Consider the following 14,258-nt stretch of genomic DNA (forward strand, 5'->3'; position numbering starts at 1 on the left):
AGCCGACCGTGCCATCATGCCCCGCCTTCGGGGCGTACGGATGCCGAGAGCGGTGTTCTCGGCCTGTGGGCGTCCGGTCAGACGCTCCACTTCTGGTTGTCGGTGCCGGCGCAGGTCCACAGCTGCAGCCAGGCCCCGTTGCCCCGGTCGTTGTCCTTGATGTCGACGCACTTGCCGACGACGGTGTTCACCAGGTCGTGCCGCTCGTTCAGGACGAACTTCTGGGCGGCGTTGCCGCTGCACCAGGCGATCTGGATGGGAGTGCCGTCGTTGTAGTTCGCGTTGGCCACGTCCAGGCACAGGCCGTTGATGCGGACCGTGCCGTCGGAGGCGAACTGCCACCGCTGCGCGGGGCCGTTGTTGCAGTCCCACACCATCAGCTGCTTGCCGTCGCCGAACTCGGCGTTCGGTACGTCGATGCAGCGGCCGGAGAGGTGGCTGCGCAGGGAGACCGGGGCGCTGAACGTCACGCCCGAACCGGTGTTGGCGGGCTTGTCGTCGCCGCCGGACTTGTTCCCGCCGCTGGGCTTCTCCGGCTGGTCCTGCTGACCCGAGTCCCCCTTGGGACGGTCCTTCTGGCCGGCGTCCTGCTTCGGCGTGTCCTTGCCCGACTTCTGCGCCGAGGTGCCCCCGGGAGCTCCCTTGGCCGACTTGTCGGGCTTGGCGGACTCCTTCTTGCCGTCGCCCGAGGCACTGGCGTCGGGCTCGGTCACCACGAAGTCGCCCGGTGCTTCCGGCGAACCGCCGCCGAGTACGGTTCCTCCCGCCGGGGCCGTCTTGTTGCCCTTGTCGTCGCCCCCGGCGAGCACCAGGAACGGCACCGACACGAGCAACGCACCGGCGACCGCGGCCCCGGCCAGGGCCGCCCTGCCGGGCCGCCCCACCTGACCGGCTTCCTGCTGCGGCCGGTCGATGGCCGTCGCGGTCATGGTCCGCACCAGTGCGGGCAGCCGGCTCTTGGCCGCCGCGGCGGCACCGGGGTCGGTTTCGGCCTCGGACTCGGACCGGCTGCCGGCCTCGGCGCCGCTCTCGGTGCTGGTCCCGGCCTCGGCCTCGGACTCGGCCTCGGGCTCAGTGGTCTTGGCCTGTACGGCCGTTGCCTCCGACTCCCCGGCCTCGGTCCCGGTCTCGGTCCCGGTCTTCGCCCCTGCGGGCTCGGGTTCGGGCTCGGTGGCCGAGGCGGCCACGGCAGTGGCGGCGGTCGCGGCCGTCTCCTCGCCGTCGGAGCCGGACTCCGACCGCGGGGAGGTGGGGGTGTGCTGGACCGGACGCGTCACGGGGTCCTCCCTGTGATGTGGGGCCAGGGTTCAGGGGAGTTGTCGGTGCGGGCTGCGGAGGGAACCGCGGTCGCGGGACCGGTACGGTCCGCCGGGCCGGAGCGGGCGCCGACGCCCTCCCCCGACGCTGCGTCCGCCGCGGGCGCCCCCTCGACACCCGGCCCGCTTTCGGGACCGAGGAGACTGTCCGCCGGCACGAGCAAGGGGGCCGCGGCCCCGGCGTTGACCATCAGCAAGGTGCCCGAACCGGTCAGGGAACGGGCCAACTCCCGGGCGGGGAGCGTGTCATGGCGAAGTGCCGCGGACATGAACGCGTGCGCCGGTGAGGTGAACAACAGCACCACCGGCTCCCCGTCCCGCCCGGCGGCCGTGAGCGGCCCGCCGTCCGGTCCGCGCACCACGGTGATGTCCGCTTCAGCGAGCGCCGTGAGGGCCTCGTCCACCGATCCGTAGCCGGTGGCGGCCCGCTGTGCCGCCGCGTCCACCGGGTCGGTGGGCTCCGGCCAGCCGAGCACCCGCGCGGAGGGCCGGTACGCCGGGTTGGCGCGGTAGTCCCCCACGCTCCCGCTCTCGTCCGACCGCCACTCCCCCAGCACCGCCCACTCGGGCGGCGTCCGCTCGTCGGCCCACTCGGGGTCCACCATGCCGATCCAGTGCCCCGGCGCCCGGCGGGCGGCGGCCTGCACGGCCTCGGGTATGTCGGGGGTGTCGGTGGCCTCGACCGCGTCGGCGCCGGCCGGCTCCGATGCGACTGTGGGGCCGGAGCCGTCGGGCATCTCGGACAGGGCGTCGTGCCCGCCCTCCTGCCGTCGTCCGGGCCGTATCTCCACCTGAACTCTTGTGTCCCTACGAATACTTGAGTGTCGAACTGCATGCGTGCACGCCGACACTGATCAACTCGGGGCGTCAACAGGATGCCACACGAGCCTCGTCCGTGGCGGTGCGGGCAGGGTCCGTATCGGGTGCCTGCGTGCCCGTTTGCTGCCCGAGTGGGGGACGTTCCGGGAGCAGGGCGGCGCCGACGGACAAAGCGACGGAAGCGTTGAGGCGGGTGGGGCGGCTGATCGCCCCTGGTACAGGCTAAGTTGGGCTACGCCATCGGTCCGGTCGGCATACGGTGCCTTCCGGCCGGACGTCCGGGCCGGGGCCGTACGGGAAGACCGCGCAGCTCGTAAAGGGCGTCGGACCAGCCTGCGGCCGCCACCGCGGCGGGTCCTGTGGAGCTCGGCGACCGGGACCGGGCCGAACCGGCTCACCCGGCGTTCCAATCGGCCAACACCCGCCGGTTTCCCGGCGTTCGTCCGGCCGGCCATCGCGCGGGCCCTGCACACAACCGACAGCTCCGCCACCGAGGAGGAGTACCGCATGTCCCCCCAGCAGCAGACCCCCGGCGCGAACGCGGAGGCGGCCGCCGCCCGCGAAGGGGAGGCCGGGTTACCGCCGACGCCCTCCGCACCGGACGAGGCGGCGCCGAGTACGGCCGCAGCCCCCGAGTCGGAGTCCGGCAGCACCCCGGCAGGGGAGACCACCGCCACCGCACCTCCCACCGAGGAGGCCGCCGAAGCCGCGGCCCCGCCCGCGGCGGCAGCCGGGACGGCCGAGGCGCCCGAGGAACGCGTCGCGGTGGCCGCGGCAGTGGGGACGACGCCTCCGGGCACCAGGACCGACACCGGCGTCGGCAGCGGCCGCCCCCGCAAGCCGGTCCTCGCGGGAGCCGCGATAGCCGGCGCGGTGCTCATCGCCGTACCGCTGCTGCTGGCCGGCAGCGCGAAGGACGACGGGCCCGGCGATTCCAAAGGGCTGACCGCGGGTTCCGACACGGTCCTCAACCCGAACTCCGCCCCCGCCGCCCTCGACGACTACGTGGCCGAGAAGCCCAGCCCGTCCCCGACGAAGGCGAAGCCGAAGAAGAGCGACCCTCCGACGGTCGCCGCTCCCCCGCCCGTCGCGCCCTCCCCGGAGCCCAGCAGGACCAGCGCTCCCGCGAAACCGAAGCCGAAACCGAAGCCGAAGGCGAGCCCGAAGCCGAGCTGGAACACCGAGAGCGTCTTCGCGACCAGCGTCCTGGAGGTCAACCAGGCCTGGACCACCAACCGCATCCGGATGGTCATGCAGACCGACGGCAATCTCGTCGTCTACAACGAGCAGAGCAAGCCCATCTGGGCGTCCATGACCTTCGGCCAGAACCACCGGGCGATCTTCCAGCAGGACGGCAATCTCGTCATCCACAACGGCGAGGACCGCCCCATCTGGGCCTCCCAGACCTGGGGCAACGAAGGAGCCCAGCTGGTCCTGCGGGCCGACGCCAAGGTGGTCATCGTGAACAACGGCAGCGTGGTCTGGTCGACCTGACACCCCTCGCGCGACGGGGTCCGGCCCGGGCCGGCCGGGTCCCGGCCCGCCGTCAGTGCCCGACCAACTGGTCGGCCAGGCGATGGGCCTGGGTGAGGAGGGTGCCGTACGTCGCCAGGGTGTCGGGGTCGTCGGGGGCCGCGCCGAGTAGCCGCTGCCGCAGATCGTCCAAGGCGCGGTTCAGGTCCTCGACCACCTCGCGGAGCTCTTGGGCGGCCTGCTCGTCCTGCCCGCCGGGGGCGAACCGGCTGCGCGTGTAGAGCCGGATGGCACTGGCGCTGCTGTGCAGGAAGTCCGCGTACGGCTCCACGGCGTGCGGGCTCGGTCGCCAGCCCTTGCGATCGTCGCCGGAGGACTCCAGTACGGCCCGGGTGACGCCCGCGGTGTGGACGGCGACGTAGTCGAGGACGGTGACCGCGTCGTCGTAGTCCTGGTCCGGCTGCGAGAAGGCGCGGCTGCGGTTGCGGGGATTGACGCGCAGGCTCTCCCGGCTCCAGCCGACCGCCGCGTGGGCCTGGTCCACCAGGCGCCACAGGCGCAGGGCACGCTCGTGCAGGGAACCGGCCGTGTGGGAGTCCCACTCGTCTGCGGCCAGCCGGTCGGCCACCCTGTCCAGGATCTCCTGCGCCTCGTCGGCCGCGTCCTCCAGCGCGGCACGGGTGCTGCGCAGATACACCGGAGGCCTGATCAGCACATTGACGGCGATACCGACGACCGCGCCGAAGACCGCCTCCGCGATCCGTGCCGCCGACGAGGTGAGCGTGATCGGCCCGCCCGTCAGGACGAAGAGGGCGCCCGTGGCCGCGTAGACGCCCTGGCTGCCCAGGCGCCGCCAGTTCCCCAGCAGCACGACGGCGGGCAGGACCAGCGCCATGGCCGCCATCGGGGAGTCCAGCAGCAGGGCGACGCCGGTGGCCACCACGGTTCCCGTGGCGATGGCCGCCAGCTGCTGCAGCCCGTGCGCGATCGACCGGTACACCGTCGACTCCACCAGCACGATCGCCACCCACGGGGCGATGAACGCCATCGGCGCCTGCAGCCACCAGCCCGCCACCGCCCACGCCACACACGCCGCCAGCGCGGCCTTGCCCGCCTGCATCGCCAGATCCCGCTCACGCCCCGGCTCCGCGAACGCCCGCCGGACCGCTTCCAGAGCGGCCCTGGCGCGGGGCCGTACGCCCAACGCCGTTCCTCGCATCTCGTGCATGCGGGCCAAGTGCCCTCACCGGCCGGGATGAATTCACGTGCGCCCGTCAGGCGAGGCCTCTGTCACATGGCGAGGCCCCTCGAGTGGTGGGAGCCTGGAAGTGGTGCTGTGCGCCGCTCCGCGCTCTCGCGAGGAGGGATGGTCATGGCCAAGCGTCTGGTCGTCTGCTGTGACGGCACATGGAACTTCGCCGACCAACCGAGCAAGACCAACGTCGCCAAGGTCGCCCTGTCCGTGCTCCCGGGGTTCGCCGCCGGGAAGGAGCAGCGTGTCCACTACCACAGCGGTGTGGGCACTCGACGGCGGGAGCGATTGCGCGGCGGCGCATTCGGCGTGGGCCTGTCCCGGAACGTCGTCGCCGCCTACCGGTTCCTCGTGGAGACCTACGAGCCCGACGACGAACTCTTCCTCTTCGGTTTCAGCCGGGGCGCGTTCACCGCCCGCAGTCTCGCGGGACTGGTGCGTAACAGCGGCATCCTGCGGCGGGAGCACACCGACCGGATTCCGGAGGCCTGGGCCCTGTACCGGGACCGGATCGAGCAACCGAAGGGCGCGGCGGCCACGTTGTTCCGCCGCTCCTATGCGCGCGAGACGGAGATCCGTTTCATCGGAGTGTGGGACACGGTCGGTGCCCTCGGTATCCCCGTTCCCGGCCCCACGTGGCTGCAGCCCGCGGCGCACCGGTTCAACCGCCGCTGGGCGTTCCACAACACCGAGCTGAGCAGTTGGGTCCGGGCGGCGTTCCACGCGCTGGCCATCGACGAGCGGCGTTCGGCGTTCCGGCCGGCGCTGTGGCACCAGCAGCCGGGCGCGGCCGAGCAGGGCCAGGAGCTCAAGCAGGTCTGGTTCGCCGGGGTGCACTGCGGTGTCGGCGGCGGCTACAAGGAGACGGGGCTGTCGGACATCCCCCTGCTGTGGATGGTCGACCAGGCCCGCCGATACGGGGTGCAGTTCGACACCGAGGTGCTCAGTGCCGCCGGGCCCACGGTGATGCAGCCGGAGAAGAGCATCGACTTCCGGGTGCGGCCGGACGCCTTGGGCGACCTGCGCGACTCACGGACGGGAATGTACCGACTGTCCAAGCCCTGGCACCGGGCGATCGGAGAAGCCGCCAACGCCGAGGGCGTACCCGACGGCAACGAGTTCCTGGCAGTGCCCGCCAAGGAACGCTACGACCGGGAACCGGGCTACCGGCCACCGAAGTTGGAGCGCTACCTGAGCGCACAGGACCGGGTCCGGCTGGAGCCCGTCCTCCTGCCGGACCTCGCCACGGGCCTGCCGCCCCTGCCGCCCGCGTCCTCCGGTCCGGGGACGACGGCCAATACGCCCGGCCGCCTCGACCGTGCCCCGTGACCTCGCGGCCATCTCCCCTAGTTCGGATCGCGGTTGAACACCGACTTGGACCATACGTAGCCGAGCGCGGCGAGTCCGACGCACCAGGCCACGGCCAGCCATCCGTTGTGGCCGATCCCGCTGCCGAGGAGCAGTCCGCGCAGGGTCTCGATGGCGGGGGTGAAGGGCTGGTACTCGGCAACCGGCTGGAACCAGCCCGGCATCGCGTCGACCGGGACGAAGGTGCTGGAGATGAGCGGCAGGAAGATCAGCGGAAGGGCGTTGTTGCTCGCCGCCTCGGCGTTCGGGCTGATCAGGCCCATGCCGACCGCGATCCAGGTGAGCGCCGTGGCGAAGAGCACGAGCAGCGCGAACGCCGCGAGCCATTCCAGGACGGTGGCGTCGGTGGAACGGAAGCCGATGGCCACGGCGACCGCGCCGACGAGGATCACGCTGGTGATCGACTGCAGGACGCTGCCGATGACGTGTCCGATGATCACGGAGCCGCGGTGGATGGCCATCGTGCGGAAGCGGGCGATGATGCCCTCGGTCATGTCGTTCGAAACGGATACCGCGGTGCCGATGGTGGTGCTGCCGATGGTCATCAGCACCAGGCCCGGAGTGAGATACGCGATGTATGCCGAGCGGTCGGCACCACCGCTGATGCCGGCGCTCATCACATCCCCGAAACGTAGACGAAGAGCAGCAGGAGCATGATCGGGGTGAGCAGCAGGTTGAGGGTGAGGGAGGGGTAGCGCCGGGCGTGCAGGAGGTTGCGGCGCAGCATCGTCGACGAGTCGCGTACGGCGAGGGAGAGGGAGCTCATCGGGCGGTCTCCTTGGACTGGTTCGGCTGGTTGGGCCGGTTGGGCTGGTTGGGCTGATTGGGCTGATTGGGCTGGTTGGGCTGGTTGGGCTGGTTGGGCTGGTTGGGCTGGTTGGGCTGGTTGGGCTGGTTGGGGAGGGTGGTGCCGCTGGTCAGGGCGAAGAAGACGTCGTCGAGGTCGGGGGTGTGGACGGTGAGTTCGTCGGCTTCGATGCCGGCGGCGTCCAGCCAGTCGAGGATGGAGCGCAGTTCGCGCTGGCTGCCGTCGCTGGGGATCTGCAGGGCGAGGGCCTCGTCGTTGCGGGTGGCTTCCCGCAGGGTGGTGGCGGCGTTGTGGTAGGTGGCCGGGTCGGTGAAGCGGAGCCGGATGTGTCCGCCGGGGATGAGCCGCTTGAGTTCTTCGGCGGTGCCCTCGGCGGCGATCTTCCCGTTGTCGAGGACGGCGATGCGGTCGGCGAGTTCGTCGGCCTCCTCCAGGTACTGGGTGGTGAGGAAGACGGTCACGCCGCCGGAGACGAGTTCGCGGATGATCTGCCACATGTTGTGCCGGGAGCGGGGGTCGAGGCCGGTGGTCGGTTCGTCGAGGAAGATGATCCGTGGGTTGCCGACCAGGGTCATGGCGATGTCCAGGCGCCGTTTCATGCCGCCGGAGTAGGTGGAGGCGGGCTTCTTCGCGGCCTCGGTGAGGTCGAAGCGCTCCAGCAACGCGGCGGCGACGCGCCGCCCTTCGCGCTTGGACAGGTGGTGCAGGTCCGCCATGAGGAGCATGTTCTCCTCGCCGGTGATCAGGCCGTCGACGGCGGAGAACTGCCCGGTGACGCCGATCGCGGCGCGTACGGCCTGCGGGTCGGCGGCGAGGTCGTGGCCGGCGACCCGGGCCTGGCCGCCGTCGGCGGTGATGAGGGTGGACAGGACCTTCACGGCGGTGGTCTTGCCGGCACCGTTCGGACCGAGCAACGCGAACACGGACCCGACCGGGATCCGCAGATCGATGCCGTCGAGGACGAGCTTGTCGCCGTAGGACTTGCGCAGACCGACGGTCGAGACGGCGGCGGGCGACGGGTGACCGTCCACGCCACTCGACGTGGGCATGACAGATGAAGGCATGGGGCCCTCCGTTTGAAGGCTGATGTGATGGCTTGCGCGAAGGCCGATGTACGGCTGAAGTGGGTGTCAGGCGGGGCCGGTTGGGTCGCGGAGCTCAGACCTTCGCTCGACGGATGTCGATGTTGCCCCAGTTGGTCCGCGCGTGGACCTTGACGGTGTCGCCGGTCTGCTCCGGCGCCTCGGACTCGGTCAGCGCGTTGCGCACCTGCCCGCGGTTGGAACTGACGTCGAGCCAGGCGGCGGTGCCCTCGCGGATTCCGATCTCGATGACGCCGTTGGAGGTTTCCAACTGGACTTCGCCGCGTGCGACTTCGGCGACGCGCAGGTAGCCGTGGGTCGCGGTGCCGGTGACCGACGCCTCGGCGCGCGCGACGTCGATGCCGCCGTGGGCGCCGCTCAGCCGCAGCTCGCCGGTCACGGCGCCGACGGTCGTGGTGCCGTGCGAGTTCTTCAGGACGGCAGGGCCATCGACGGTGCCGACGCGGATGTTGCCGGTGCTGCTGGTGATCTCGGCCATGCCCTCGACCCGGTCCACGGTGATCGAACCGTGCGACGCGGTCAGCTTCACCGGGCCGGTCGCGTCGAGGCGGACGTCGCCGACCGAGGTCTTCACACGGACCTCGCCGAGCCGGCCCACGCCGAGCACCTGGGCCCAGGCACCGGTCATGTCGACGTGCGAACCGGTGGGCAGTTCGACGGTCACGTCGACCACGCCGGTGCGACCGAGGCCGAACAGATTGGCCTTGGGCGTCCTGAGAGTCAGTACGCCGCTCACGCACGTGATCTCGGTGTTGTCCGCCGTCCGCACGTCCGGCTCCCTCTTCGGGTCGCGGGGCTGCACCTCCACGACGGTGTCGAGGCGGTCGCTTGCGACGAACTGGATGGAACCGGCCTCCACACGCGCGGTGACCGAGATCGCTTCGGGGGTGTCGAAAGAAGGCATGACTGTCCCGTCCTCATGAGTCCTTGAGCCGTCCCTGCTGGTGGACGTGGTGTGGGTGAAGTGGTTCGGGCTGGGCGGTGCGGGTGGGGCAGTACGAGCGAAGCGGTGCGGGCGGGCCGCGGTCAGCGCACCCAGCCCGTGAAGCTCTGCCCGACCGTCTTGGTCTTCTCCGGCGTACGCGGCCGGGTTCCGCCGTCGACCGCGGCCGACACGGCGCGCACCAGCCACGCGTTGACCGAGAGCCCCTCGCGGCCGGCGGCCTCCTCGGCGCGGGCCTTGAGATGGGCCGGCAACCGCAGGTTCACGCGAGCGGTGCCCCCCTCGTCCACGTCGGTCGATGCCGGGGCCGCCGCCTTGAACGGTTCGACGGGCACTGCCGGTTCCGCGGGGGCATCGCCGTAGGTGGGCGGTGGCGTCACCACGAAGTCGGGGTCGAGCCCGCGCAATCGTACGTCGACCGAGCCGGGGGCGAGTTCGCGGGTGATCTCGTCCATGGCGGCGGAGAGCACGTTGAGCATGGTCAGCCGGGTCGCCGACTCCAGCGGAGCGGTGAGCCTCGCGGCCAGTTCCCGGGCTTCGTCGCCGCCGGCTTCGGCGGCCACCGCGAGTTCGCGGCGGAGGGTGTCGACATACGGAGTGAGGTCCATGCCGCCACGATGGCACCACTATGGCGCCACGCGCAAGTCCAGCAGTGAAGCCAATGCGGACCGAGCCGATCCGGCGCCCTCGACCTGCACAAACACGCCGACATCAGATTGGGGCAAGGCGGCACCACAGGCCGTCCCACTCCCCGGCACCACCGCTGGGGCCAAGTCAGGCACCGAATCGGCGACACGTCGCCCACCGAGAAGGCCAGGCTCTCGCACCCCAGCCAGAGGAATCGCGCACGCACGGCCCCACCGGCGCCATCGTCGGCACCGCAATTGACTCCACATGGCGCCATCAATGTGCCATCATGGCGCCACAGGGGGCACCGATCGGCCTTGCAGCCGAGGGGTGCGCGTTTCGCGACGTGAGCTCAAAGGGGGTCGGATCATGGAGACAGCACCACAGGGCCGGCAGCAAGCGGCGCCCGGCGCCTTCACCGCCTTCGCCCGCTTCGTGTTCTGCGGCAGCGGGGTGGGGCTCGCGTCCAGCTTCGCCGTGGTGGCGCTCGCCGGCCTGCTTCCCTGGGCCTTCGCCAACGCTCTGGTCACGTTCGTCTCCACGCTCCTCGCCACCGAACTGCACGCCCGCTTCACCTTCGGCGCGGGCGGGCGCGCGACCCGGCGTCAGCATGCGCAGTCGGCCGGGTCCGCGGCGGCCGCGTACGCGGTGACCTGCGTGGCGATGCTTGTCCTGCACCAGTTGGTGGCGGCTCCCGGTACGGTGCTCGAGCAGGTCGTCTACCTGACCGCCTCCGCACTCGCCGGTGCCACACGGTTCGCGGTGCTGCGTCTCGTCGTCTTCGCGCGGCACCCTTCGCAGGCCGCAGCCACCGTCAGCACCGCCCACCCGGTGCACACGAGCGTGGCTCGCGCCGCGACCCCGGCCGCCCCCGCGGTGCTCTGCCGCGCCGCCTGACCTGCTCGATACTGGGGGCGGTGGCGAGGCCGGTTCGGCCATGCTGTGACCCGGATCACCGCAACGTGGTCGGTGCGGCGGACAGGCAGGGGTGTGGAGACTTCACTGCGTGCCCGCGTGCGGGCCGGGGATCCGGATGCGTTCAGACAACTCTTCGACGAGCACGCTTCGGTGGTCTACCGGCACGCCGCCCGGATGACCGGCAACTGGGTCATGGCCGATGACGCCGTGTCGCTGACCTTTCTGGAGGCATGGCGGCTGCGCGAGCGGGTGCTTCCGGGTGAGGGAAGCCTGCGCCCGTGGCTGCTGGGGATAGCGACGAACGTCACGCGCAACATGGTGCGGGCGGCGCGAAGGCACCAGGCGGCGCTCATGAGGGTCCCGCCCCCCGACCCCGTGCCGGACGTCGCCGACGCGGTGGCACAGCGGTTGCTCGACGGGGAGGAACTGGCAGCCGCGCGGAAGGCGTTGAGCACCATGCGCCGTGGGGAGCGCGAGGTGTTCACGCTGTGCGTGTGGGAGGGCCTCGACGCCGCCACGGTGGCCGAGGCCCTCGGTGTCGCCATCGGCACCGTACGGGCCCGGCTCTCGCGCGCGAGGAAACGCCTGCGCAAACTCACCGAGCTCGAACTCGACGGCGGGGCAGGCGGCACACAGGGCGGTACCGGGCAGCGCGGAAGGCAACGCCCGGCCGCGGACGGACAGATACCGGGTGGCCGCCACCAGGCGGCTCGGTCCACGCAGGAGAAGCGATGAACACCGACCCGCGACGACGTGATCAGCCGGCCGACCACCGGGACCTGGCCGAGATGCTGCCCGCGCCGGGCCGCCCGGCACTCGCGCAGGACCGCCACCGCGTTCTGAGGGAATCCTTGATGGAGCACATCACCGAGCAGGCCGCCCACGAGCAGACGAGTGCGACGGACACGTCCCCTGCGGCCTCCGCGCACCGAAGCCTCAGGCGGCGCCTGACACTCGTCGCGGCACCGCTGGCACTGGCCGTCGCCGTGGGCCTGGGCGTGACAGCGGTCGACAGCGCAGACGACGACAAGTCCGGTACCCCCGCCGCCGGTACCACCGCGGGCTTCCACGGAAGTGCCACGCAGCTGCTGGACCAAATCGCTCTGGCGGCGGCCAACCGCCCAGCGGCAACGGTCGGCGACGACCAGTACATCTACACCAAGTCCCAGGGTTCGGCGGCCGAGTTGGGCGTCGAGTTCAACGATCCCGCGGAGCTCGCGAAGCGCAAGGGGACCTCCCGGTCGGAGCAGTACAAGGGGGCCGTCCGGAGCGAGCAGTGGGATTCGGTGGACGGCAAGCGGTCGGGGCTGAGGAAGGGCGTCGCGGTGGCCGACCCCTCCAAGGAGATGACCATGGCCATGTACGGCACCGGCTACCTGACCTTCCGGCAACTTCAAGCCCTGCCCACCGATCCCGACGCGCTGCTGAACAAGCTCTACGGCGATACCCGGATGCCACCGAACCGCCGCCTGGAGATCACACTTGCGAACATCAGAGGGATCATCGACAACGCCACCCTGCTGCCCGATCTGAGCGCCGCGCTCTACCGTGCCGTGGCCAAGCTCCCGGGCGCGCGGGTGGTGGACCACGTCAGGGACGCCGCGGGCCGGGAGGGTGTCGGCCTCACATTCGAGGGCGCCCCGGGTTCCACCTGGGTCTTCGACTCCTCCAGCCTCGTCTACCTCGGAACGACCAAGATCGCCCTCCTGGACATCGGCGTCGCCGACAAGAAGGGCGAGCCACCAGCCGGCTCATCCTGAGGGGGATCGGTGTCGCCGGGTTCGCCCGCTATGTTCGACCCGGCATTCGACACCAGACACCCGGGGCGGGCGTGCAGAGAACAGAACAACGGGCCGAGGAGACAGAGTCGGAGAAGCTCACCGAGGCGGACGACGAGAGTCCGATACGGGAGCGGCTCCGGTCCGGAATGCTCCTGCTCGTCGGGGCAGTCATCCTGCTCGACGTGGTGCTCTTCCTGAGCGGCGGGTGGCTGGAGGCACCGGCGGTACAGGCATGGCGGACGGTGTGTCTCGCCGTCACCGTGCAGGCGTTGCCGTTCCTGTTGCTGGGCACGGCCCTGTCCGGCGCCATCAGCGCGTTCGTGCCGGCGCGGGTGTTCAGCCGGGTACTGCCGAAGCGGCCCGCGCTCGCCGTCCCGGTCGCCGGCGCCGCCGGAGTCGTCCTGCCCGGCTGCGAGTGTGCGTCGGTACCGGTGGCGAACAGTCTGATCGGCCGGGGCGTCACCCCGGCCGCCGCCTTCGCGTTCCTGCTGTCGGCCCCCGCCGTCAACCCGGTGGTACTGACCGCCACGGCCATCGCCTTCCCCGGCAACCCCGCCATGGTGCTGGCCCGGCTGCTCGCCTCGCTCGCCACCGCCACCGTGATGGGCTGGCTGTGGCTCCGGTTCGGCCGCGAGGAATGGCTGCGGCCCGCCGTACGGCACTCCGGGCACCGGCCGGGGCACAGCCGCTGGACGGAGTTCCGGCGCGGTTTCCAGCACGACTTCCTGCACGCGGGCGGTTTCCTGGTCCTCGGGGCCATGGCGGCGGCCACCTTCAACGTGGCGGTGCCGCGCTCGGTGCTCGAGGCGTTCTCCGGTTCCGTCTGGCTGTCCGTGGTCTTCCTGGCCGGGCTCGCCATCCTGCTCTCGGTGTGCTCCGAGGCCGACGCGTTCGTGGCGGCCTCGCTCACCGGCTTCTCGCCTCTCGCGCGCCTGGTGTTCATGGTGGTCGGGCCGATGGTCGACCTGAAGCTGATCGCCCTTCAGTCGGGCACGTTTGGCCGGGCCTTCGCGGTCCGTTTCTCCGCCGCCACGACGGTCGTGGCGATCCTGTGCAGCGTGCTGATCGGAGAAGTGCTGCTGTGAGACCACTCTTCCAGGTGTCCCTGCTCTTCCTGAGCGGCCTCGGCGTGCTGCACGCCTCGCTCTTCACCGACCTGTACCTCAGGTACGTCAAGGAGGGGATGCGTCCGTTCCTGATCGCCTCGGGGGCCATCCTGCTCCTGCTGGCGACGGCGGAGACGGTGTCGTACTGGAGGCGCGGCAGGGGCGACGAGGTCGGCGAAGCCGATGAGGACCACGACGGTGACGGGCACGGGCACAGCCACACCTCCGTGCCCCGCGTTGCCTGGTTGCTGCTCCTCCCCGCCCTGAGCCTGCTCTTCTACGCCCCTCCGGCCCTCGGCGCGTACACCGCCGCCCGCGAACCCTCCCGGGCGGTGAAGGAGCGGGACCACTTCGATCCGCTGCCCGCGACGTCGCCGGTCCCCCTGACCCTCACCGAGTTCACCAGCCGTGTGCGGCAGGACCGCGAGCAGGGCATCAAGGACCGCAGCGTCCTGCTGACCGGGTTCGTCACGCCCGGCTCCAAGGGCGACGGCTGGTACCTGACACGGCTGATACTCAGCTGCTGCGCGGCGGACGCCCAGTCCGTCAAGGTACGGATCCACGGAGCCCGGGCCCTGCCCGCCGACACCTGGGTGTCCGTCACGGGAACCTGGCACAGCGGCGGAACCCTGGGCACGGCCTCCGCACCGGTCGCCCTCGACGCCCGCACCGTCACGAAGGTCGACCGGCCGGTGAACGCGTACACGGATGCCCTTCCGTTGCCCACCACGAGGTGACAAGTTC

General features: G+C 71.2%; 13 protein-coding genes and 1 pseudogene. 7 read left to right on the top strand and 7 right to left on the bottom strand.

Features of this window, described 5'->3' with window-relative positions; translation table 11 throughout:
- Positions 1–77: 77 nt before the first annotated feature.
- Positions 78–1,277, bottom strand: a complete 1,200-nt coding sequence (locus OHT51_RS04595; protein ID WP_328877579.1) for a ricin-type beta-trefoil lectin domain protein — start codon at positions 1,275–1,277, stop codon at positions 78–80.
- A complete protein-coding gene (locus tag OHT51_RS04600; RefSeq protein WP_328877580.1) occupies positions 1,274–2,107 on the bottom strand; it encodes a type VII secretion system-associated protein in 834 nt (277 codons plus the stop codon). The genes OHT51_RS04595 and OHT51_RS04600 overlap by 4 nt, the downstream gene beginning before the upstream one ends.
- A gap of 535 nt (positions 2,108–2,642) precedes the next feature.
- Here OHT51_RS04600 and OHT51_RS04605 point away from each other — a divergent pair.
- On the top strand, positions 2,643–3,629 hold the full coding sequence (locus OHT51_RS04605; RefSeq protein ID WP_328877581.1) for a mannose-binding protein: 987 nt from the start codon (positions 2,643–2,645) through the stop codon (positions 3,627–3,629).
- Between the two features lie 52 nt (positions 3,630–3,681).
- On the opposite strand, the gene OHT51_RS04610 is transcribed toward OHT51_RS04605, so the two are convergent.
- A complete protein-coding gene (locus OHT51_RS04610; protein WP_443052405.1) occupies positions 3,682–4,836 on the bottom strand; it encodes an FUSC family protein in 1,155 nt (384 codons plus the stop codon).
- A 144-nt stretch (positions 4,837–4,980) separates the two neighbouring features.
- Here OHT51_RS04610 and OHT51_RS04615 point away from each other — a divergent pair, with 144 nt between their 5' ends.
- The gene (locus OHT51_RS04615; RefSeq protein ID WP_328877582.1) at positions 4,981–6,189 is read left to right on the top strand and encodes a DUF2235 domain-containing protein; all 1,209 of its coding nucleotides are present in this window, start codon (positions 4,981–4,983) and stop codon (positions 6,187–6,189) included.
- Positions 6,190–6,206: 17 nt separating this feature from the next.
- Here the strand turns inward: OHT51_RS04615 and OHT51_RS04620 are convergent.
- The 4 genes and pseudogenes from OHT51_RS04620 to OHT51_RS04635 form a co-directional block, all read right to left on the bottom strand.
- Positions 6,207–6,994: pseudogene (locus tag OHT51_RS04620) on the bottom strand (ABC transporter permease).
- Positions 6,991–8,100 (bottom strand): ATP-binding cassette domain-containing protein, encoded by a 1,110-nt coding sequence (locus OHT51_RS04625; protein WP_328877583.1) that lies wholly within the window; start codon positions 8,098–8,100, stop codon positions 6,991–6,993. Before OHT51_RS04625 ends, OHT51_RS04620 begins: the two are co-directional and overlap by 4 nt.
- A gap of 94 nt (positions 8,101–8,194) precedes the next feature.
- Positions 8,195–9,043 (bottom strand): DUF4097 family beta strand repeat-containing protein, encoded by an 849-nt coding sequence (locus OHT51_RS04630; protein ID WP_328877584.1) that lies wholly within the window; start codon positions 9,041–9,043, stop codon positions 8,195–8,197.
- A gap of 122 nt (positions 9,044–9,165) precedes the next feature.
- Positions 9,166–9,690: a hypothetical protein gene (locus OHT51_RS04635; protein ID WP_328877585.1), complete on the bottom strand. Its 525-nt coding sequence runs from the start codon at positions 9,688–9,690 to the stop codon at positions 9,166–9,168.
- Positions 9,691–10,078: 388 nt separating this feature from the next.
- On the opposite strand from OHT51_RS04635, the gene OHT51_RS04640 reads away from it, so the two are divergent.
- The 5 genes from OHT51_RS04640 (at position 10,079) to OHT51_RS04660 (ending at position 14,251) form a co-directional block, all read left to right on the top strand.
- Positions 10,079–10,606: a hypothetical protein gene (locus tag OHT51_RS04640; RefSeq protein ID WP_328877586.1), complete on the top strand. Its 528-nt coding sequence runs from the start codon at positions 10,079–10,081 to the stop codon at positions 10,604–10,606.
- 93 nt (positions 10,607–10,699) lie between these two features.
- Positions 10,700–11,362, top strand: a complete 663-nt coding sequence (locus OHT51_RS04645) for an RNA polymerase sigma factor (RefSeq protein ID WP_328877587.1) — start codon at positions 10,700–10,702, stop codon at positions 11,360–11,362.
- A complete protein-coding gene (locus OHT51_RS04650) occupies positions 11,359–12,387 on the top strand; it encodes a CU044_5270 family protein (RefSeq protein ID WP_328877588.1) in 1,029 nt (342 codons plus the stop codon). The genes OHT51_RS04645 and OHT51_RS04650 overlap by 4 nt, the downstream gene beginning before the upstream one ends.
- Before the next feature lie 167 nt (positions 12,388–12,554).
- The gene (locus OHT51_RS04655) at positions 12,555–13,493 is read left to right on the top strand and encodes a permease (RefSeq protein ID WP_328884242.1); all 939 of its coding nucleotides are present in this window, start codon (positions 12,555–12,557) and stop codon (positions 13,491–13,493) included.
- Positions 13,490–14,251, top strand: a complete 762-nt coding sequence (locus OHT51_RS04660) for a TIGR03943 family putative permease subunit (protein ID WP_328877589.1) — start codon at positions 13,490–13,492, stop codon at positions 14,249–14,251. The genes OHT51_RS04655 and OHT51_RS04660 overlap by 4 nt, the downstream gene beginning before the upstream one ends.
- Positions 14,252–14,258: the final 7 nt, after the last annotated feature.

It is taken from the genome of Streptomyces sp. NBC_00299, assembly GCF_036173045.1.
Classification (GTDB): domain Bacteria; phylum Actinomycetota; class Actinomycetes; order Streptomycetales; family Streptomycetaceae; genus Streptomyces; species Streptomyces machairae.